Origin of the sequence: Brachyspira pulli, assembly GCF_036997785.1 — a bacterium.
GTDB lineage: Bacteria > Spirochaetota > Brachyspiria > Brachyspirales > Brachyspiraceae > Brachyspira > Brachyspira pulli.
In genome coordinates this window covers 1-19,685 of sequence record NZ_JAWLQI010000036.1, presented here as the reverse complement: position 1 = coordinate 19,685, position 19,685 = coordinate 1, and the positions used below count along the sequence as shown (strand labels likewise).

Here is a 19,685-nt window from a genome sequence, read left to right as displayed (position 1 = left end):
AAAATATATTTTGCTTTATCCTAATTCCCGCCCTCTATCTTTATTATTTTATTTTAAATTTTAGTTTTTATTTCTTTACTGTTTAAAATAAAAAAGCACACCCACCCAAGATTTTGTTTAATTTATAATACATATACCGCACGGTGAACAAATTTTAAAATTATAAATAAAATAATAATACAATTTTATTATATATTAAAATGCATCTACCGTGCGTTAAAATCAATCCTTATCAAATTCCATATTTATAGCAATAAAACATTATCTAATCTCATAATTATTATTTACACTAAAAGATAAGTTAACTTTAAGATTTTCCAGTGTTTTATTTTTCTTTTCATAATCTTCTTTTACTTGAGAGTAAATATTATATAATGCACTCATATTTATAAATTTTGCATACAATTCATTTTCCTTACCATTAAAAGCATTCTCTCTGAAAAGCTCAAATAAATAATTATTAATTAAATAGTATGTATAAAGCTGAGTTTTGTATAAAGAACAGTTTTTTTCTTCTGATTCAAAATTAAAATTAATTTTTTCAGAAGAATGAAGTTCATTAAAAAATTCATTATCAGCACATATCTCAGGTAAAAATAAAAATAAATCTGTTGAAAGCGAATAATCTTTTGTAAGCTGTGTAGATAATTCCTCCAACTTCTCATAAGATTCTTCAGATTCTTCTGTATTTAAAACTATATTTGAATATTCCTGAATAAATTTTAAAATCTCATCATTACTGAAAGGATAAGGAGTATAGGTTTCATTATCTTGAACTAAAAAGAAAAATTGCTTGTCTGATGAAAAATCAGTTTCATTCCAAGTTTTAACATATTCATTCACTTTGTCAGCAAGCTCTGGTATATTAACATCATTAATTCTAAGCTCACCTATAGAATAATTATTTCCTGCCTTAGCACCGTATATTTTAATGTAGCAAATTTTTTGATTTCCTATTCTTTTTAAAATATCATCTTTAAACATATCCCAATAAATATTTACATTTTTAGGCTTCCCATTATCAGCCCCCATATTTACCAAGTTGCTTGTATAAACTTTCCACTTATGCTTTTTACCGACAAATTCGGTTTCTACTTCATCAAATATTCTGTTTTCATTCATAGCTTTTATACCTGTCATTATTCCAAATATAAAACTTCCATTTGAAAGCCCTACAGAAGTATTAGCATCTTTTCCTGCACTTGCACAGCATTCAAATATATCCCTGTCCCAATCAGTACTTGATATATAATAATTAACAGTAGCATTTCTACCTTTTATACTTGCAATACTAGCATTTATAAATATATTCCATTTCTTTATAACAATGCTTCCTTCTATTATTTCATTTTCTATATAATTTGATAAAATAGATGATATATCCTTTATGATAGAATCATGATTATCAATATCAATAGAATTAGCCTCATAATGTATACTAGCACTTTGTATATATTCTTTTAGATCATTATATAAATTTCTGAAATAATTATATTCTTCATTACTTATAGAAGGCTTATTCGTTTCTAATGTATATAATGCTCTGTCTATATTTAAATTGGCATTGCCTATATCAGATTTTCCTGAATATGCATAAGCTATTTTATAAAACCAAGTATGATTACTTTTAGCTCCTTCAGATAAAGAATTTAATGTTTCTATTGCTAAATCAAATTCTGCCGTATTATTATATGCCACTGCAAGCTGACCTCTAATATCATCATTTAATTGTTCTTTTGGTAACGAAAGTATTAATTGAATAATTTCTTTATGATTTCCTTTTTCATATAATTTTTGCAGCTTAAAATCTAATTCTTTATTATTCATACATTAAATCCATTTTTATTATTAGTTAAATATAATATATTTACTATAATAAAACAATAAATTTTTTTGTTTAACTTTTTTGCGATTTTAGTATATAATAGTACTTAATCTTATTAGAAGGAGTTTTAAAAATGACAAAAGTTGTTTTAATACGTCATGGTGAGAGTGTTTGGAATAAAGAAAACTTATTTACAGGCTGGGCAGATGTTACTTTATCAGAAAAAGGTATAGAAGAAGCTAAAGCAGGCGGTAATGAATTAAAAAAAGCAGGCTTTACTTTTGATAAAGCATATACTTCTACTCTTACTCGTGCCATCAAAACTTTGAATTTAGTATTAGAAGAAATGGGACTTTTATGGATACCTGTAGAAAAATGCTGGCAATTAAATGAAAGACATTATGGTGCTTTACAGGGCTTAAACAAATCACAAACAGCTGAAAAATATGGTGAAGATCAAGTTAAAATCTGGAGAAGAAGTTATGATACTCCACCTCCAGCATTAGAAAAATCTGATGAAAGATATCCTGGTAATGATCCACGTTATAAAGGCTTATCTGAAAAAGAACTTCCTTTAACTGAATGTTTAAAAGATACAGTTGCAAGAGTAGTTCCTTTCTGGGAAAATGTTATACTTCCAGATATTAAAGCTGGCAAAAAAATTATCATTGCTGCTCATGGTAACAGCTTAAGAGCATTAGTAAAATACTTAGACAATATCTCTGATGAAGATATTACAGAACTTAATATACCTACAGGAATGCCTTTAGTTTATGAACTTGATGATAATTTCAAAGCAGTTAATAAACAATATTTAGGCGACCCTGAAGCGGTTAAAAAAGCTATGGAAGCTGTGGCAAATCAAGGAAAAAAGAAATAAATAAAATTAAATTAAAATATTTTTTAATAAAGGAGTTTTTAACTTGAGTTTATATGTTTTAGTTAATATAATAATATTTTTAGTATTAATGGCTGTTCTTTATGTAATGAAAAAGAAACATATTGATTTTACATTTAGAGTATTAGGCGCGTTAATTATGGGTTTAGCTTTAGGTTTTTTATTAAGAACCTTATATGCATCAAATATAGAAATAATTAATAAAACTATAATTTGGTATAATATCGTAGGCAACGGATATGTTAGGCTTTTGCAAATGTTGGTAATGCCTCTTATATTTGTTTCTATAACTATGGCTTTGATTAATATAAAAGGCGGAAGCAATTTGAAAAAAATGACTTTCAGCATTATAGCGGTATTAATGATAACAACCGCAATATCCGCTTTGGTTGGAATTTTGGTTTCAAAAGGTTTTGGATTAGACGCTTCAAAATTACAATCTTTAATGAGTGACGCTTCTCAAGGTTTTAATTATGAAGACAGGCTTAAAACTTTTTCTGGGAAATCCGCCCCGCAGCAATTACTAGAGATTATTCCAACAAATCCGTTTTCTGCTTTAGCGGGATTTGGAGTTTTGCCAACTTTATCGGTAGTATTCTTTTCCGCTTTAATCGGAGTTTCGGCTTTAGGTTTGAAAAATAAAAAACCTGAAATTTTCGATTTCTTTTTCAAAATGATACAAACTTTGCATGATGTTATAATGCAAATAGTATCTTTTGTGGTTGGATTAAGTCCTTTCGGAGTATTGGCTCTCATGACGAGATTTATGGCTTCAAGTAATTTTGAAAGTTTTGCACAATTAGGACAATTTTTAATCGCTTCTTATGTGGCTATAATAGTTATGATTTTGGTTTATGCCGTTATGCTTATTATATTTGGTTATAATCCTATAAAGTTTTATTCAAAAGCGTTTTCAGTTCTTACTTTCGCTTTTACTTCAAGAACGAGCGCGGGAACTTTGCCTTTAAATACTTCGACTTTAATAAATGGAATGGGAATTTCAGAAGGAATTTCTAATTTATCCGCTTCGCTTGCCGTTAATATAGGTAAAAACGGATGCACGGGAATATTTCCCGCTATGGTTGTCGCTATGATAGCGCCTACTTTGGGAATAAATATTTTTGAACCGTCTTTTTTAATAAGGTTAATGATTATAATATTAATCGGAAGTTTTGGATTGCCAGGAGTTCCAGGAGGGGCTATGACGGCGGCTTTAATTACGCTTTCCGCTTTGAATTTTCCCGTAGAATTGGTTGCGGTTCTTGTCGCTATAGACCCAATTTTGGATATGGGTTTTACTATGCTTAATGTTAATGACGGCATGATAACTGCGGCGGTTACGGGAAAGATTTGTAAAGAAGTAGATATGGATAAATTTAACGCTAAATATACATCCTATTCTGAAAATATATAAATTATTGAAAACTATTTTTAGGCGACCCTGAAGCTGTTAAAAAAGCTATGGAAGCAGTAGCTAATCAAGGTAAGAAAAAATAATAAAAAGCAAAAATAATAAATCTTGCTTTTAAAGCCTTCGGAAAAAATTATTTCTGAGGGCTTATTATTTTGCAAGGAATTTTTTAATATGTTCATTTTTTTCACTTGAAATTTATATGTTATGTTATATTATATATATCAATTATAATTTATAAGGAGTTTTTTAATATGTCTTTAATAGATAATATAGTAGCTAGAGAAATACTAGACTCAAGAGGAAACCCTACAGTAGAAGTTGACGTTTATTTAGATAGCGGTGCTATGGGTAGAGCTGCAGTACCATCAGGAGCTTCTACAGGTGAACATGAAGCAGTAGAATTAAGAGATGGAGATAAAAGCAGATATTTAGGAAAAGGCGTTCAAAAAGCAGTAGAAAATGTTAATGAAATTATTTGCAATGAATTAATTGATATGGACGCTTCAGATCAAGTTGAAATAGACAGAACTATGATAGAACTTGATGCTACTGAAAACAAAGGTAAATTAGGTGCTAATGCTATATTAGGTGTATCACTTGCTGTAGCTAAAGCTGCTGCTGACGAATTAGGTATGCCATTATACAGATACATAGGCGGTGCTAATGCTAAAACTTTACCAGTACCTATGGCTAATATCTTAAACGGCGGTGCTCACTCATCAGCTCCAATCGACTTCCAAGAATATATGGTTATGCCAGTTGGTGCTCCTACTTTCAAAGAAGGTATACGTTATGTAGCTGAAGTATTCCATAACTTAAAAGCTATACTTCATGACAGAGGCTTAAGCACTACTGTTGGTGATGAAGGCGGATTCGCTCCTACTCTTAAAGATAATGAAGAACCACTTCAAGTAATTATGCAAGCTATAGAAAAAGCTGGATACAAACCTGGTGATGATATAATGATCGCTATGGACCCTGCTTCAAGTGAATTCTATAACAAAGATAAGAAAAAATATGTATTCCATAAATCAGACAACAGAGAATTAACTCCTTCTGAAATGGTTGATTTCTATGTTGATTTATGCAATAAATACCCTATCATCTCTATTGAAGATGGTGTTGCTGAAGATGACTGGGATGGTTGGAAAATCTTAACAGAAAAATTAGGTAAAAAAGTTCAATTAGTTGGTGATGACTTGTTCGTTACTAATGTAAAAAGACTTCAAATGGGATTAGATAAAGGTGTTGCTAACTCTATTCTTATTAAAGTTAACCAAATCGGTACATTAACTGAAACTTTAGATTCTATTGAACTTGCTAAAACTCATAACTATACTGCTGTAGTTTCTCACAGATCTGGTGAAACTGAAGATGCTACTATTGCTGATATAGTTGTAGCTACTAATGCTGGTCAAATCAAAACTGGTTCTGCTTCAAGAAGTGATAGGATTGCAAAATACAATCAATTATTAAGAATCGAAGAAGAATTAGGCAACAGAGCTATTTACTTAGGTAAAAAAGCTTTCTATAATGTTATAAAATAATGAATAGCTAAAATATAAAAAATAAGCAAGAGCTGGTAACAATTTATTGTTGCCAGCTTTTTTATATGAGTTTATCGCAGCAATAAAAAAGCGAGTCGGAGCCAGCTAGTGAGTTTACTCACTAGCTTATTAAGGGCGTAGACGAGCATAACAATAATAATAAAAAAGCTTTCTATAATGTTATTAAATAATATAATTAAATATTAGCTAATAATTTAGCTTTAAATCTATAACAAGAGCTGGTAACAATTTATTGTTGCCAGCTTTTTTATATGAGTTTATCGCTAGCAATAAAAAAGCGAGTCGGAGCCAGCTAGTGAGTTTACTCACTAGCTTATTAAGGGCGTAGACGAGCATAGCAATAATAATAAAAAAGCTTTCTATAATGTTATTAAATAATATAATTAAATATTAGCTAATAATTTAGCTTTAAATCTATAACAAGAGCTGGTAACAATTTATTGTTGCCAGCTTCTTTTATACGAGTTTATCGCTAGCAATAAAAAAGCGAGTCGGAGCCAGCTAGTGAGTTTACTCACTAGCTTATTAAGGGCGTAGACGAGCATAGCAATAATAATAAACTTCCAATAAATTTTATTTACACACCCCACCCTATAAATTTTAAAACTTAATTCTTATTTATAATTTCAACTTTCATAAAAATCTATTAACATCTTTTAAATCCCACCCAAGATATATTTTGCTTTTAAATTTCATTACCGCACGTTTTGTTAATTCTCAAAAATAACAAAATTAGAATTATTAATAATTTTATGATCGTTAATATTATTAAGCGTGCGGTTGATACCATCATTAATTTAAATTGCATTTAGGGCGGGTGCTATAAATTCTAATTGAGTAAATTAAGAAATAATAAATATAATTTTAAATCAAAATAAGAAAGAATAATGGGCGGGAATGATAATAATTTTAATTCTTTTAATAAAATAATTATTATATTATAATAGCAAAATAAACGGTTTATCAAAAATAACTGTTTGACAAATCTAACAAATTAGATAAAATAGTATGTATAGAATATTTTTTAATAAAAAAATTATTTTTATATACAAACTATTTATATTTGTATATAATATATAGGTAGAGGATTTTATTATGAAAGATAAGTATATAATATGGGAAGATAAATACAAAGTAGGTTATAAAAGAATAGATGATCAGCATTTGGAATTAATAGAGATTATCAATGATTTGTATGCTTGTATGGAAAATAGAGATTCAGAAGATGAAAATTTAAAAGAAGCTTTTAAAGATGCACTTAAAAAGACTGTTGACTATGTAGCATACCATTTCTCTTATGAGGAGAAAATAATGCATGCTATAAAGTACAGTAAATTATTGGAACATTCTTCATACCATAAAGAATTTACTCAAACTATTTATAAATATGTCATGTCTTATGAGAATGGTTCTTTAAAAGCTATTGACGATTTGGTGAAATATTTAAAAGATTGGTTTTTGAATCATATATTAGTTACTGATAAAAAATTTATAGCTGAAGTAAAAGAAACCTTGCAAAAACTTACAAATGAATAATAAATTTTAGGAGTTTTTTATGGCTGACAATCAAAAAAAAATAGAATGGATTAAATGGGACGATAAATATAAAATAGGTTATAAAAGAATAGACGATCAGCACAAGGAACTTGTAAATATTATTAATGATTTATACGATTGTATAGACTATAGTGATTCAGAAGATGATAAATTAAAAGAATCTTTTAAAAATGTACTTAAAAAGACCGTAGATTATGTAGCATATCATTTTACTTATGAAGAAAAAATAATGCATGCTATACAATATAGAAAGTTATTAGAACATTCATCTTCACATAGAGAGTTTACCCAAACTATCTATAATTATGTTTTATCTTATGAGAATGGTTCGATTGATGCCATTCATAATTTAGTGAAGTACCTAAAAGAGTGGCTTTTAAACCATGTTTTAGTTGCAGATAAAGAATTTGTTATGGAAGTAATAGAGGTATTGAAAACGCTTTCAGAACAGTAGAACAATAACAGGAGAGTTTCAAATATGGATAGTTCAACAGAAGTTTTAGTAAAAGACGGTTGGATTAAGTGGGATAAAAAATTCCAGACAGGCTACAAAAGAATTGATGATCAGCATAAGGAACTTGTAAATATCATTAACGATTTGTACAATGTAGGAATAGTTAATGACCTTAGTAATGAGGAAGTAAAAGTAAACTTTCACTCCATAATAAAAAGAACTATAGACTATGCTACTTATCATTTTTCTTATGAAGAAAAGATTATGGGAGCTGTTGATTATAGTTTGGCAAAAGATCATATAGCAAAACATAGATCATTTTCTTTAAAAATAGTTGATGATGTAAGCAGATATGAAAATGGTGATGATTTAGCAATAGAAGATTTTCTTGATTTTTTAAAGAATTGGCTTTTACATCACATAATAGTAGAAGACAAAAAATTCATATCTGAATTAAAATCAACATTACAAAAGATGTATGAAGATGAATTAAATTAAAATATTAACTAATAAATACTTCATTACAAATATTTTTCTATTTCGGTAAATGCTACACCAGCCTTTTCTGGTATATAAATATCAACTATAGAGTTTGTGAAGTTAGAAGGTTCAGGATTAATTTCCATAATTTTAGCCCCTGCCCTTTTAGCAATATGAGGTATCTGTGCAGCTGGCATAACTTCTCCGCCTGTACCTATTATAATAAATAAATCACTTTTCTCAGCATCTTCTATTGAACTATTAAAATCTATAGCAGGTAATTGTTCTCCAAAGAAAACAAAAGCAGGCTTCAAAGTAGCAGAACATTTTTCACAAGCAGGCGGATCCATAGCCAATATTTCTTTATCAATTTTATATCTAGTTTTGCATTTCATACATATAGCATATTTAGCTGTACCGTGAAGCTCATAAACTATTTTACTTCCAGCCTCTTGATGAAGATTATCAATGTTTTGAGTAATTACACTACGCATTATACCCATCTTTTCTAAATTGGCTAAAACTATATGTGCTTTATTAGGCTTAACATCAGTAATAGGATCATAAAAAACTTGTTTTAATGATTTCCAAGATTCTTTTTGATGCTTTACAAAATATGATATTTCAGCAAATTGACTTCCATGCTTCTCCCAAAGACCGTTAGGGCCTCTGAAAGGAGGAACACCGCTTTCAACACTTATACCAGCACCTGTAAATGCTACTACATATTTTGATTCTTTTATTGTTTGAGCTATTGATTTATAATCTATCATGATACTACCCTAATGTTTTTATATTATAAATTATATAATGATAATATCTTTTTTTCTACAACTTTATTAAAAAAACTTACTTCTAAATTTATCTCTTAATTTTTTATCTTAATTAAATATTAATTTTAGTACAAATTTCATGATTATTTAGAAAAATATCTATAATAAACCATATTTATAACATAATACAAACTTTATTCATTAATATAATTTTATATACTATACTATCATAACCAATTAGGAATTTTTTTTTAATAAATAAAATACTATAAAAAATATTATTAATGTTCTTAGTTCGTATATAATACACAATAAAATAGACATTCTATACTAATATTTTATTGACAGACAACTTTATTATGTTATAATATATCCATATTAATTGTTTATAAATACAAAAAAATAGTTTAAGGATATATTATGATTAGTAGAACACAAATTATGCGTCTATTGAAATATAAAAATGCTTTAAGACGTATGAAGAGTTTCGGATTTATAAAAGCATATTCTAATAACCTTGGAGATGCTATAGGTATCACATCAGTTCAAGTTAGAAAAGATTTTTCATTATTTAACATCTCTGGGAATAAGAAAGGCGGATACAATATCGATGATCTATTGGAACAAATAGACAGTATCTTGGGAAAACAAATTTCTCATAACATCATATTGGTAGGATATGGTAAAATAGGTAAAGCATTGGTTAATTACAGAGGTTTTGAAAGTGAATCTATAAAAATAATAGCTGCATTCGATCATAACCCAGAAAAAATCGACAGAAATGCCCCTACTCCAATACTTCCTATAGAAGAATTAAAAGATTTCATCATTCAAAACAAAATCGAAATAGCAATATTAACTGTACCGGATTTAGAAGCTCAAAGAATGTTCGATGTTATATGTAATGCTGGTATTAAAGGTGTTTTAAACTTTGCACCTATTAAACTTTTAGAAAGACCTGATTGTATTATCAATGATGTAAACATTGCTGATGAAATTGAATCATTATTCTATTTCATTAACGATGTAAAAGAAACTTCAGGCCATAAAAAGCATAAAGAAAAGCCTGAAAAATAATAATATGGTTATTTTTTATGGATAAAGCTGTACTGATAATTATTTTTAACAGACCGGATAAATTTAGAAAAGTTATAGCTTCATTAAGAACAGTAAAACCTCATAAATTATACATAGCTGCTGATGGGCCTAGAGTAAATAATAAAAATGACATAATAAAATGTTCTGAAACTAGAGAAATTATAAAAGAAATTGATTGGGAATGTCAAATTAAAACATTATTTCATGATAATAATGTAGGGTGTGAAAAAGGAGTATCATCAGCTGTTACCTGGCTTTTTGAAAATGAAGAAGATGGAATTATACTTGAAGATGATATAGTTCCAGATGAAACTTTCTTTTACTATTGTGAAAAGTTATTGGATTATTATAAAGATGATGAAAGAATTATGCATATAGGAAATAATAATATACATGATGAAAATTCATCTGATTCATATTATATATGCTCTATAGCAAATTCTTGTGGTTGGGCTAGTTGGAGAAGAGCTTGGAAATATTTTGATTTAGGTCTATTTAAATATGATTATGATAAAATAATAAATAAAATAGAAAATAGATTTGATAATGAAATAGTAAAAAGATTTTGGAAAAAGAATGCTTTTGAATTAAAAAATAATCCTTATGCAGTTTGGGATAATTCATGGATTATTTCTGTTATGATAAATAATGGTATGGCAATATATCCAAATCAAAATCTAATAACAAATATCGGATTTGATGAAGAAGCTACACATATAAAAGACAAAAATCATCATTTTTCAAATCTAAAAACTACACCATTAAAAGATATAAAGTATCTAGAAAAAGTTGAATTAAATAAAAAGATGGATGAAAAAATAACATCAGATTATTATGGACAAAAGGTTGATATAAAAAAAATTTTAAATGATTTAGACAAATTAAATTTTTTTGTTAATAATATAACCAATAAAATAGCATGGTTTATACCTATAAAAAAATTTAGAGATCAATTTAGAAATTATGTTAGAAAAAAAATAGAAAATGTTAAACCATATAATTATCCATTTGAATTATAGTAGAATAATAAAAAAGGGACTGTTTAATAAAAAACAATCCCTTTTATTTTTCATTCAATTTCTATTCAATATGCATTATTTTTTATAAGCCAAACTAGCTCTAGTCAATAGATCAACAACATCAGTGTTTCCATTTTCCATAGCATACATTAAAGCTGTTTTACTGAATTTATCTAAAGTATTTAAATGAGCACCTGCATTAATCAAATATTCTACTGAAGCATAATCTCCATTTTCAGCAGCAAACATTAAAGCAGTTTTTCCGTCATTATCAGCAATATTCAAATCAGCTTTATTCATTATCAAAGAATTTACAGCCTCACTTTTTCCAGCAATAGCAGCCCATATCAAAGCTGTTCTTCCGTCTCTCATTTTGAAATTGATATTAGATTTTCCAATAAATAATGATGACATAACATCAGTTAAGCCTAATGTAGAAGCCAAAGCAAGAGGCGTAATATTACCATAAGGGCCGTAAGTAGCTACTATATTAGCATCAGCACCTCTTTCTAATAAAAGCTTAGCAACTTCATTATTTCCTCTAGCTATAGCATAGAATAAAGCATTAGCACCATATTCATTTATATAATTAACATCACTTCCTTTATCTAAAAGAAGCCTTACTATCAAATCATGATTGTTATAAGAGGCAACCATTAATGGTGTCATATTATAATCTATACCATCACCATTACCGCTTCTGTATGTGCCTGCAATCTTCAAATCTGCTTTGGCATTAACAATCATTTCTACTATACTATAATAACCCTTACCAGCAGCCTGAAGAAGTGCTGTAGTGCCGCCATTTATTTTTATGTCCGGATCAGCATTTTTAGCTAGTAAATAAGAAACTATATCAACATATCCGGCATCAGCAGCATAAGTTAAAGCTGTTTTACCATGAATACAAGTAAGATTAACATTAGCATTTTGAGATAATAGTAATAATACAATATCTTTATAACCTTTTGATGCAGCCTTAATTAAAGCATTATGTCCTTGATTATCTCCAAAGTTTATGAAGCTTGAAACAGAACCTTGTGATATTAATTTTCTTACTCCGTCTGCATCGCCTGTATTTGCATAATCTAATAGTTGATCCAATCTGCCTGTATTTGGAGTTTGGGCAAACAGTGCAAAAAATATATTTAAAAATATTAAAGCAAAACTTAAATAACGCATCTTTAATTCTTCCTTAAAGTATAGAATTTTAGCTATTATCAAATTTCGGAATAAGATATATTAATTCTTAATAGTTTATGATTTATTTTTTACTATTATTTCTATAGGTTATTTAATTGAATTATAAATAATAATCCATATATTTAACTATTAAATAGAATGCAAATAGTATTTATAAAGATCTTTTTTAGTAGAATATAAACTTACTCCCTTTATAGGACTTATTTTTAAAGTTATTGTGGCAAGTTTTATTTTTCTACTATTATCTACTATTAAATAACTTTCTCTAACAGCTTTTATTATATCTTCTGTTATATTATTTAAATTACTATAATCTCCCCTACTCTCTTTTATATCATAATCAATATTATTGTTTTTTAGTATCTTAAAAAAATTATTCTCAGTAAAACGGCTTGTGAATATTATAAGCTCTAAACTATTATTCTTATCCTTTACAATATTACTTAAAATATTATTATATTCTACTATTATTAAATCAGTATCTCTGGCACTATCTTCATTCTTTCTTTTACATTTAGAAAATACATCAGCTATACCTACTCTATTTTCTCTAAATACTTCTTTCTTTTTATTCTTATTAATAGGAAAATCAGTATTCTTATAATCTATATCAAAACTATCAGCAATTATTTTCCAAAACTCGCTTCTTTTGCTTGAATAATACCATGCATTTTCTTTTTCATTTTCGCTTAATCTCTCAAACTTTTCTATATTGGAATATAAAGGCACTGGAAAAGTACCAAGTATTAAAATCTTCATTCCATCAGGGAAAAAATTAGTATCTTCAAATAAATGCTTTTCAATATTCATTTTTTTACTATTAAAATAATCACAGAGCCTATAATTATTACAATTCCTAAAATACCAGTAATTATTCTAACTCCCATTTCTCCAAATACTTCATATATAGAAATCATAAAATTTGAACTGTTAGGGTTTAAAAGAAAATTCCATTTGAAAACAGCAGCAAGAAGAAATAAAAGTCCTACTAATATTCCTAAAATAAAAGGGAATTTTTTTATATAAGGTTCCATATTTTCCATAAACTTTATATAAGTATTACTGACAGTATTATTCATATAACTATTTTTTATATTTTTTTAATATTTTAATCTGCTTTTGTCTTCTTGTTTCCAAATATTATTAAGCTTATCCTGCATTATCAATGATGAAATATTTACTATAAAAATAAAACTTGTAGGTAAAAGTCTAATAAAAAAAATTAAATCTTCTGCGTTTATAGGAGGATCACTTAATGCAATTAATAAAATAATAATATTGAGTATCAAATTAAAGAAATAAATAAATGCAACTGCCAAATCTATAAGTACAAGCATCATAGTTTTATTTTCAGTATTCTTCATACCAACTTTTAAAGGCATTTCTTTATAAACAATATTGCCATATTTATAATACCAATATTTAAAATATAGTCCGCCTGTAACTATTCCAAGTAAAATTTCTAGGGTAGGGTTGAGGTCATCTCTTTCAGTAAAATCTTTTATTTCAGATGAAGTTTTATACACCCAATAAATATAGTACCAACCGCAAGTGATTATATTCAATACAACCATTATAGGTATTTGTCTTATAGTGCCTTTTTTCACAAATCAATCCAAAGAATATATTGTACTTGCGAATTCTCGAAACTTTCTATTTTTTGTTTAACGAATTTAAAAAATTTATTTTAATAAATGTCCGCAGGAACAAATCCCGCAGACAATAATTTCAATATAAAAAGAGTAGGGGAGTGATCATCACCCCAAATAATAAAATAATTTTTGATAAGCTTAATAATTTCAGTATATACCTAAACAACTATATTTTGACTACACCTAAAGGTGGACTTCGTCAAATGCAGTCTTTCGCGAAGCGTATCCGAGCCTGTCGAGGATATAGGTTCTTTGTGCCAATACCACAGGCACTCCCTGCGGTCGCAAAAGAACTGGGGGTGTTACGAAGTACGCAGAGCGGTGGGCAAAGCCACCACAAACAATAAAATTGAAAAAACTAAAATTATTTTAACATAAATATATAGTTTTTATCAAAATGTTAATAAATTGTTGATAAGTGTTAAAAATCTATTAACACTCACAACAAATTTATAAAATGTTAAAAATTTGAATTTCAATAGTAAATTTGTTAATTTTCAGGTTTTATATTTCAGTTGATATAAACAAAGTTATCAACATCATATAAAGCTGAATTTTTGAGTTTCTTCTTATATGCAAAAAGTTATCAACATATTAACACCTTAATAATAATAAAAAATTTATTTAAAAATTTAAATATATAATATTATTATAATACTATAAATTATTCAGGAATTCAAAATTTGAATTCGTATACTAAAATTAGTATATAAAAAATATATTATTCAAAAATATTAAATAATCCTATAGCACTTACATTATCGCTGCTGTTCTCTGATAATTTTTTTAATTTATTCAAAGCTTCTTCAGTACTTGGACAATTCATTATATCATTAATGCCGACTTCTGCACTCTCATACTTCTCTGATAAAAGATCAATCATAGAATTGCTTGCTATAAAATAATTATAATTTTTATTTCTTCTTGCTCCCTCAATAGTTATATAATGTCCGCCTCCGGCACAAGCACAATTTTCTAAAGCATTGCCGTTAATATGATCTCTGCTTATTTGAATAGCTCTGTTTTTATTTACTGCGAAAACTTTTGAATCTCCAGCATTAAATACAAATGCACCTACAAATTTATGGCATATAACTCCGGCAATAGATGCACCTGCCATAGATTTATCTTTGTCATCTGCTGATTCTCTTGCAGCTAAAACTTCTAATTTTACAAAGTTATGCATTATCCAATTTGTAACTTCCTGTTCTCCAACAAGTTCAAGCAAATCCAAAAAATTTTCATTGTAAACGTCTATAGATAATTTTGAAGCAAATGTATCTCCAAGTCCGTCAGCTACTAGAGCAATTGAAGTACCTTCTATGTCATTTATGAAATGAGAATAATTGTTTTGCTCGTTTATAAGAATAGGGTTGCCTGATATTGACTCTCCGTTAAAAAGAATCGTATCAGTATTTGTTTTTGTATTAGAACCTTTATTTGTAAAAGTAAATATATTCATAGTTAATCCTTATTATTAATAAATATTTATTTCTAATAATAAAATATTATAAAAATTAATCAAGAATAAATTTAATAGGGTAGGGGAGGAGTAATATTAAATTTTTGGTATATACCTAAACAAATATACTTTGTCAAAAATAAATTTATGTTTTGGTTTTATATTTGGGGCTTTGCCCACCACGCTGTGTGCTTCGCAATACCCCAGTTCTTTTGCGACTGAAAAGAGTACCTGTGGTGTTGGCACAAAGAACCTATATCCTCGACAGGCTCAGATACGATTTCGCGAAAGACTGCATTTTTAGGGTATATCCTATATTTAATAGGCATGTTTTTTAGTATAAAGTTCTAGCAATTGCGTTTTTTGCTACTTTTTTGTGCGGCAAAAAAGTAGATAAAATTTAGATAAAGTACATCATTTAACAAACCTAAAAATTCTTAGTATATACTGAAAATTATTTTAACATAAATATATAGTTTTTATCAAAATGTTAATAAATTGTTGATAACCGTTAAAAATCTATTAACACTTATAACAAATTTATAAAATGTTAAAAATTTGAATTTCAATAGTAAATTTGTTAATTTTCAGGTTTTATATTTCAGTTGATATAAACAAAGTTATCAACATCATATAAAGCTAAATTTTTGAGTTTCTTCTTATATGCAAAAAGTTATCAACATATCAACAGCTTAATAATAATAAAAAATTTATTTAAAAATTTAAATATATAATATTATTATAATACTATAAATTACTCAGGAATTCAAAATTTGAATTCGTATACTAAAAAATGAATGAATTCAATTATTTAACCTATGTTAATAACTTGTTGACAATGTTGATAATTTTAAAGAATATACTGTATAAAATTCTATTTATAAATTTATAATATGAATTCAAAATTTGAATTCGTAATTATTCACTGATTGACATTTTTAATTATTATATGTTATAATGTTCTAAAATATTATGTTTATTAATGATGAGCCTATTATGAAAAAAACTTTTTATATGAATGATAATTTAAGACTTTTATTATCAAATCTAATATATGATGTGCAAAATTATAATAGTGTTATATCTAAATATATAGATTTGGAAAGATGTCCCAATAACTATTGTAGCGAGTCAAGAAATACAGTAGTTAGACAAACGTTTCTAATATCGAGAACTATGGAAGCTCTCAATGATTTTAATGAGATAAGTTCTAATTCTTTTAAACTCAATATGAATTTAGAGAATATAAATAATATTTTTAATGAAGTTTTAGATGATACTATTGATTTGTTTAAATCTAAAAGAGTTAAATTTACATTAGAAAATTCAATAGTTAATGAATGCACCATAATGATGGATAGAAATAGAATCAAAAGCAGTCTTTTGAATATATTTTCATTTATATACAATATAGTAAAGTTTAATGGTAAAGTAGATATAAATTATGATCTTATGGAATATGATGATGATCAGTACTTTTTATTAATAAATAGGGTAGGGTTCTTGAGCAGATATAAAGAAAAGAAATTGGAATTAAATAAAAGATGTATAGATATATCAATAACTTTTGATTCTGACGGAATACCTCAGAATATAAAAAAGAAACTTTTCAAAACTCCATTAATATCTTATGATAATATGAATTTTAATAATTTGTATTTATATACAGCATATAACATCATAAAGAAACATTATGGAAATATGTGGATAGAATCTTTAAAAAATAAAGAAAGGATTAATATAATTTTTCCAGCTAAGAATAAGTTATGAATTTTGTTTTAGGTTATAGTCTTTTAATTGCCTACTTATTGGCATTTATAATAGGATTTTCTTCTATATTTTTTTCTATTATCTATTATATAATAGAAAGAGTATCTTGGCTTAAATATTATATAGTATTTTTATTTACATTTGCTTTCTTGCTTTTAATAAGAGCAGTAAAGGTTTTAACGTTTTTGACAATCCCTTCCTTTATGTCAAATAATATATTTAATACTTTGTACTTCTTTACTTTTTCTATAGCTATGTCATTAATGCTTTATTTTATACCAGCTTTTCTATATAGATTTTTAAATATGAAATGGACATTCAAAGAGAATATAATATATATTGTGTTGTCTGTGAGCCATTTTATTATTAGTATATTAGGCATAGTTACAATGTTTAATATATATATAATTAGTAATATTATATTCTATGCTTCTATAATAGTTTTATTTATAATAGGTTTTATTAATTATAAAAAGTTAGAAGATAAAACTATGAAATTTATAGTTAAAATATTGGGTCTTATAACTATAATAATATATCCGATTTTAATATATCAATTTATTTCATATAGAAAAGAATCATATAATATAGGTTCTATGGATATAACATTTGTATTGTTTTATATATGGTGGAATCTGGTTATGCTTGGATATTTTTCTTGGTATTTTATTAATATAGTAAAAAATAAGAATAAGATTGTGAATTCAGATATACAATTAACTAACAGCAGTGTTGAAAATGAAGTAGTTAATAATACAAAAGATATGAATTCAAAAACTGAAGAAACTATAAACTTAACACGCAGAGAGAAAGAGATATTATCTTATTTATTAGACGGTAAAACAAATAAGGAAGTTTCTTTAATATTAGATATATCATTAAATACAGTTAATAATCATGTTGCCAATATATATGAAAAGTCAGGTGTAAAGAATAGGGTAGAGCTTGTTAATAAGTTTTCTAAATAGTGACAATATTTATTTGCTTATGATAACTTGAGGTACAAAAAAATAGTAAGCTTAATAACTTACTATTTGAAAAAAGTAGAAATGCCTACAAATCTATTATAAAGGATATTAATCTAAAGGCATAGAATCTAAAATAGAATTAGCAAGAGAGTTTAGAACTTCCTCTCTTAAGGCTCCATCTTGCATATACAACTCTAGTCTTTTTTTAGCTTCTGCAACTTTTTCTTCTCTAACATCAGGAGCTTCCTTGATGATGTTAACTAATTTTTCATTTTGCAAAGCTAATCTTGATTCATTAGAAATTTCTATTCTATCTGAACCCATTTTAGAAACTTTCTCATTATATCTGATATTAGATTTTTGTTGTATATTTGATGTGCCGCCTATTTTATCAATTGTCATAATCTGACTCCTTACATAAGATTATTTTCGGCATTAGGTTCGCATACTTTAGATGTTCTATTATCAATAATGATGCAAAATTCACCTTTAGTAAGTATACTACCATCTGTAAAAAAATCAAGAATATTTTTAGCATTAGCCCTTATAATTTGTTCAAATTGTTTGGTCAGCTCTCTTCCGATAACAATATCCGTTTTTTCGCCGAATATGTTAACAATGTCTTCTAGGCATTCTTTTACCCTATAAACTGATTCATATATAACTATAATACTTTTTTGATTATTATATAAATCTGTTAATTGATTTTTTCTTTTTCCAGATTTATTTGATAAGAAGCCTACAAACAAAGTATTACCAGAAAGTCCTGAAACTGAGAGTAGGGAAGTAAATGCTGATATACCTCCAACAGGGACTATCCTTATATTTTTCTCTATAGCTATTTTTATAATGCTTACTCCGGGATCGCTTATACAAGGAGTTCCGGCATCACTTATAATAGCGGCAGATTTTCCATTCAATATTTCATTAATATATTCATTGATTCTATATTCAGAAGAATGGCTATGATAGGAGAATAGAGTCTTTTTTATTTTGTAAAAGTTAAGAAGTCTAATGGCAACTCTTGTATCTTCAGCTAATATAAAATCAACATTTCTAAGTATTTTTAAAGCTCTTATAGTTATATCTTCTATATTACCTATAGGTGTGGCAACAACATAAATAACACCGTTTTCTACAGCATTTTTATTATTATCAGTGCTTATAATTTCTTCTATAAACTCTTCATCATTTTTTATAATATCATTATTACTCATAGTTTTTTTGTTATTATTGTTTTTAATAATAGTACTCCAAGTTTTATTTATTTTTATTATATATTAAAGTTTGTATTAATACAATAATAGTATACAAAATAAAAATGTTTCACATGAAACATTTTTTATATTTTATTTATGTTTTTTGTATTTATATAATTGTGAGGCAATAGGGTAGGAATAGATTTATTTAATTAAGTTTAATGGAAATATTAAATAGTTGTATTAAAATATTTATTCTGTTTTATGATATTAGTATAAATTAAATGTATTTATTATAGTTATAAATTAATAATAAATATATTAAATTAAAGTTAGTACATTTTA

At 26.8% G+C, this 19,685-nt stretch carries 19 protein-coding genes; 10 read left to right on the top strand and 9 right to left on the bottom strand.

Features of this window, described 5'->3' with window-relative positions; translation table 11 throughout:
- Positions 1 to 261 precede the first annotated feature (261 nt).
- Positions 262 to 1,827 (bottom strand): DUF6348 family protein, encoded by a 1,566-nt coding sequence (locus R4K56_RS09100; protein ID WP_335760792.1) that lies wholly within the window; start codon positions 1,825 to 1,827, stop codon positions 262 to 264.
- A 131-nt stretch (positions 1,828 to 1,958) separates the two neighbouring features.
- Between R4K56_RS09100 and gpmA the strand changes: the two genes are divergently transcribed.
- The 6 genes from gpmA (at position 1,959) to R4K56_RS09070 (ending at position 8,214) form a co-directional block, all read left to right on the top strand.
- Positions 1,959 to 2,705 carry a 2,3-diphosphoglycerate-dependent phosphoglycerate mutase gene (gene gpmA, locus R4K56_RS09095; protein WP_297295682.1) on the top strand — a complete coding sequence of 249 codons (747 nt, stop codon included), beginning with the start codon at positions 1,959 to 1,961 and terminating at the stop codon, positions 2,703 to 2,705.
- Between the two features lie 106 nt (positions 2,706 to 2,811).
- The gene (locus R4K56_RS09090) at positions 2,812 to 4,137 is read left to right on the top strand and encodes a cation:dicarboxylate symporter family transporter (RefSeq protein WP_418233759.1); all 1,326 of its coding nucleotides are present in this window, start codon (positions 2,812 to 2,814) and stop codon (positions 4,135 to 4,137) included.
- A gap of 251 nt (positions 4,138 to 4,388) precedes the next feature.
- Positions 4,389 to 5,684: a phosphopyruvate hydratase gene (eno, locus tag R4K56_RS09085; RefSeq protein ID WP_335771962.1), complete on the top strand. Its 1,296-nt coding sequence runs from the start codon at positions 4,389 to 4,391 to the stop codon at positions 5,682 to 5,684.
- A gap of 1,116 nt (positions 5,685 to 6,800) precedes the next feature.
- The gene (locus R4K56_RS09080) at positions 6,801 to 7,241 is read left to right on the top strand and encodes a bacteriohemerythrin (RefSeq protein WP_335760790.1); all 441 of its coding nucleotides are present in this window, start codon (positions 6,801 to 6,803) and stop codon (positions 7,239 to 7,241) included.
- Positions 7,242 to 7,260: 19 nt separating this feature from the next.
- On the top strand, positions 7,261 to 7,716 hold the full coding sequence (locus tag R4K56_RS09075; protein WP_335771961.1) for a bacteriohemerythrin: 456 nt from the start codon (positions 7,261 to 7,263) through the stop codon (positions 7,714 to 7,716).
- 24 nt (positions 7,717 to 7,740) lie between these two features.
- Positions 7,741 to 8,214 carry a bacteriohemerythrin gene (locus R4K56_RS09070; RefSeq protein WP_335757743.1) on the top strand — a complete coding sequence of 158 codons (474 nt, stop codon included), beginning with the start codon at positions 7,741 to 7,743 and terminating at the stop codon, positions 8,212 to 8,214.
- 23 nt (positions 8,215 to 8,237) lie between these two features.
- Here the strand turns inward: R4K56_RS09070 and R4K56_RS09065 are convergent, their stop codons facing one another.
- Positions 8,238 to 8,969 carry an SIR2 family NAD-dependent protein deacylase gene (locus R4K56_RS09065; RefSeq protein WP_335760789.1) on the bottom strand — a complete coding sequence of 244 codons (732 nt, stop codon included), beginning with the start codon at positions 8,967 to 8,969 and terminating at the stop codon, positions 8,238 to 8,240.
- A gap of 420 nt (positions 8,970 to 9,389) precedes the next feature.
- Between R4K56_RS09065 and R4K56_RS09060 the strand changes: the two genes are divergently transcribed.
- Complete coding sequence (locus R4K56_RS09060; RefSeq protein WP_335771960.1) at positions 9,390 to 10,046, top strand: redox-sensing transcriptional repressor Rex; 657 nt, start codon at positions 9,390 to 9,392, stop codon at positions 10,044 to 10,046.
- 17 nt (positions 10,047 to 10,063) lie between these two features.
- Positions 10,064 to 11,086 (top strand): glycosyltransferase family protein, encoded by a 1,023-nt coding sequence (locus R4K56_RS09055; RefSeq protein ID WP_335771959.1) that lies wholly within the window; start codon positions 10,064 to 10,066, stop codon positions 11,084 to 11,086.
- Between the two features lie 75 nt (positions 11,087 to 11,161).
- Here R4K56_RS09055 and R4K56_RS09050 read toward each other — a convergent pair whose 3' ends face one another.
- From R4K56_RS09050 to R4K56_RS09030, 5 genes are all read right to left on the bottom strand, one after another.
- A complete protein-coding gene (locus tag R4K56_RS09050; RefSeq protein WP_335757747.1) occupies positions 11,162 to 12,268 on the bottom strand; it encodes an ankyrin repeat domain-containing protein in 1,107 nt (368 codons plus the stop codon).
- A gap of 150 nt (positions 12,269 to 12,418) precedes the next feature.
- Positions 12,419 to 13,099: a uracil-DNA glycosylase family protein gene (locus tag R4K56_RS09045; protein ID WP_335771958.1), complete on the bottom strand. Its 681-nt coding sequence runs from the start codon at positions 13,097 to 13,099 to the stop codon at positions 12,419 to 12,421.
- Complete coding sequence (locus R4K56_RS09040; RefSeq protein WP_335771957.1) at positions 13,096 to 13,323, bottom strand: Imm17 family immunity protein; 228 nt, start codon at positions 13,321 to 13,323, stop codon at positions 13,096 to 13,098. The genes R4K56_RS09045 and R4K56_RS09040 overlap by 4 nt, the downstream gene beginning before the upstream one ends.
- Positions 13,324 to 13,389: 66 nt before the next feature.
- Entirely contained in the window at positions 13,390 to 13,896 is a 507-nt protein-coding gene (locus tag R4K56_RS09035; RefSeq protein ID WP_335757750.1) for a DUF4234 domain-containing protein, read from the bottom strand.
- A gap of 766 nt (positions 13,897 to 14,662) precedes the next feature.
- On the bottom strand, positions 14,663 to 15,403 hold the full coding sequence (locus R4K56_RS09030; RefSeq protein ID WP_335771956.1) for a PP2C family serine/threonine-protein phosphatase: 741 nt from the start codon (positions 15,401 to 15,403) through the stop codon (positions 14,663 to 14,665).
- A 996-nt stretch (positions 15,404 to 16,399) separates the two neighbouring features.
- On the opposite strand from R4K56_RS09030, the gene R4K56_RS09025 reads away from it, so the two are divergent.
- On the top strand, positions 16,400 to 17,173 hold the full coding sequence (locus R4K56_RS09025; protein ID WP_335758810.1) for an ATP-binding protein: 774 nt from the start codon (positions 16,400 to 16,402) through the stop codon (positions 17,171 to 17,173).
- Complete coding sequence (locus tag R4K56_RS09020) at positions 17,170 to 18,141, top strand: helix-turn-helix domain-containing protein (protein WP_335771955.1); 972 nt, start codon at positions 17,170 to 17,172, stop codon at positions 18,139 to 18,141. The genes R4K56_RS09025 and R4K56_RS09020 overlap by 4 nt, the downstream gene beginning before the upstream one ends.
- 108 nt (positions 18,142 to 18,249) lie before the next feature.
- On the opposite strand, the gene R4K56_RS09015 is transcribed toward R4K56_RS09020, so the two are convergent.
- On the bottom strand, positions 18,250 to 18,543 hold the full coding sequence (locus R4K56_RS09015; protein ID WP_297295731.1) for a flagellar biosynthesis anti-sigma factor FlgM: 294 nt from the start codon (positions 18,541 to 18,543) through the stop codon (positions 18,250 to 18,252).
- Between the two features lie 11 nt (positions 18,544 to 18,554).
- Entirely contained in the window at positions 18,555 to 19,358 is an 804-nt protein-coding gene (rsmI, locus tag R4K56_RS09010; RefSeq protein WP_335761048.1) for a 16S rRNA (cytidine(1402)-2'-O)-methyltransferase, read from the bottom strand.
- Positions 19,359 to 19,685: the final 327 nt, after the last annotated feature.

Excerpts from the sequence above, each read along its gene's own strand:
- R4K56_RS09020 (WP_335771955.1), top strand. The coding sequence starts at position 17,170 with ATGAATTTTGTTTTAGGTTATAGTCTTTTAATTGCCTACTTATTGGCA.
- eno (WP_335771962.1), top strand. The coding sequence starts at position 4,389 with ATGTCTTTAATAGATAATATAGTAGCTAGAGAAATACTAGACTCAAGA.
- R4K56_RS09090 (WP_418233759.1), top strand. The coding sequence starts at position 2,812 with ATGAAAAAGAAACATATTGATTTTACATTTAGAGTATTAGGCGCGTTA.
- rsmI (WP_335761048.1), bottom strand. The coding sequence starts at position 19,358 with ATGAGTAATAATGATATTATAAAAAATGATGAAGAGTTTATAGAAGAA.
- R4K56_RS09045 (WP_335771958.1), bottom strand. The coding sequence starts at position 13,099 with ATGAATATTGAAAAGCATTTATTTGAAGATACTAATTTTTTCCCTGAT.
- R4K56_RS09100 (WP_335760792.1), bottom strand. The coding sequence starts at position 1,827 with ATGAATAATAAAGAATTAGATTTTAAGCTGCAAAAATTATATGAAAAA.
- R4K56_RS09055 (WP_335771959.1), top strand. The coding sequence starts at position 10,064 with ATGGATAAAGCTGTACTGATAATTATTTTTAACAGACCGGATAAATTT.
- R4K56_RS09080 (WP_335760790.1), top strand. The coding sequence starts at position 6,801 with ATGAAAGATAAGTATATAATATGGGAAGATAAATACAAAGTAGGTTAT.
- R4K56_RS09065 (WP_335760789.1), bottom strand. The coding sequence starts at position 8,969 with ATGATAGATTATAAATCAATAGCTCAAACAATAAAAGAATCAAAATAT.
- R4K56_RS09015 (WP_297295731.1), bottom strand. The coding sequence starts at position 18,543 with ATGACAATTGATAAAATAGGCGGCACATCAAATATACAACAAAAATCT.
- R4K56_RS09075 (WP_335771961.1), top strand. The coding sequence starts at position 7,261 with ATGGCTGACAATCAAAAAAAAATAGAATGGATTAAATGGGACGATAAA.
- R4K56_RS09070 (WP_335757743.1), top strand. The coding sequence starts at position 7,741 with ATGGATAGTTCAACAGAAGTTTTAGTAAAAGACGGTTGGATTAAGTGG.
- R4K56_RS09040 (WP_335771957.1), bottom strand. The coding sequence starts at position 13,323 with ATGGAACCTTATATAAAAAAATTCCCTTTTATTTTAGGAATATTAGTA.
- R4K56_RS09030 (WP_335771956.1), bottom strand. The coding sequence starts at position 15,403 with ATGAATATATTTACTTTTACAAATAAAGGTTCTAATACAAAAACAAAT.
- R4K56_RS09050 (WP_335757747.1), bottom strand. The coding sequence starts at position 12,268 with ATGCGTTATTTAAGTTTTGCTTTAATATTTTTAAATATATTTTTTGCA.
- R4K56_RS09060 (WP_335771960.1), top strand. The coding sequence starts at position 9,390 with ATGATTAGTAGAACACAAATTATGCGTCTATTGAAATATAAAAATGCT.
- R4K56_RS09025 (WP_335758810.1), top strand. The coding sequence starts at position 16,400 with ATGAAAAAAACTTTTTATATGAATGATAATTTAAGACTTTTATTATCA.
- gpmA (WP_297295682.1), top strand. The coding sequence starts at position 1,959 with ATGACAAAAGTTGTTTTAATACGTCATGGTGAGAGTGTTTGGAATAAA.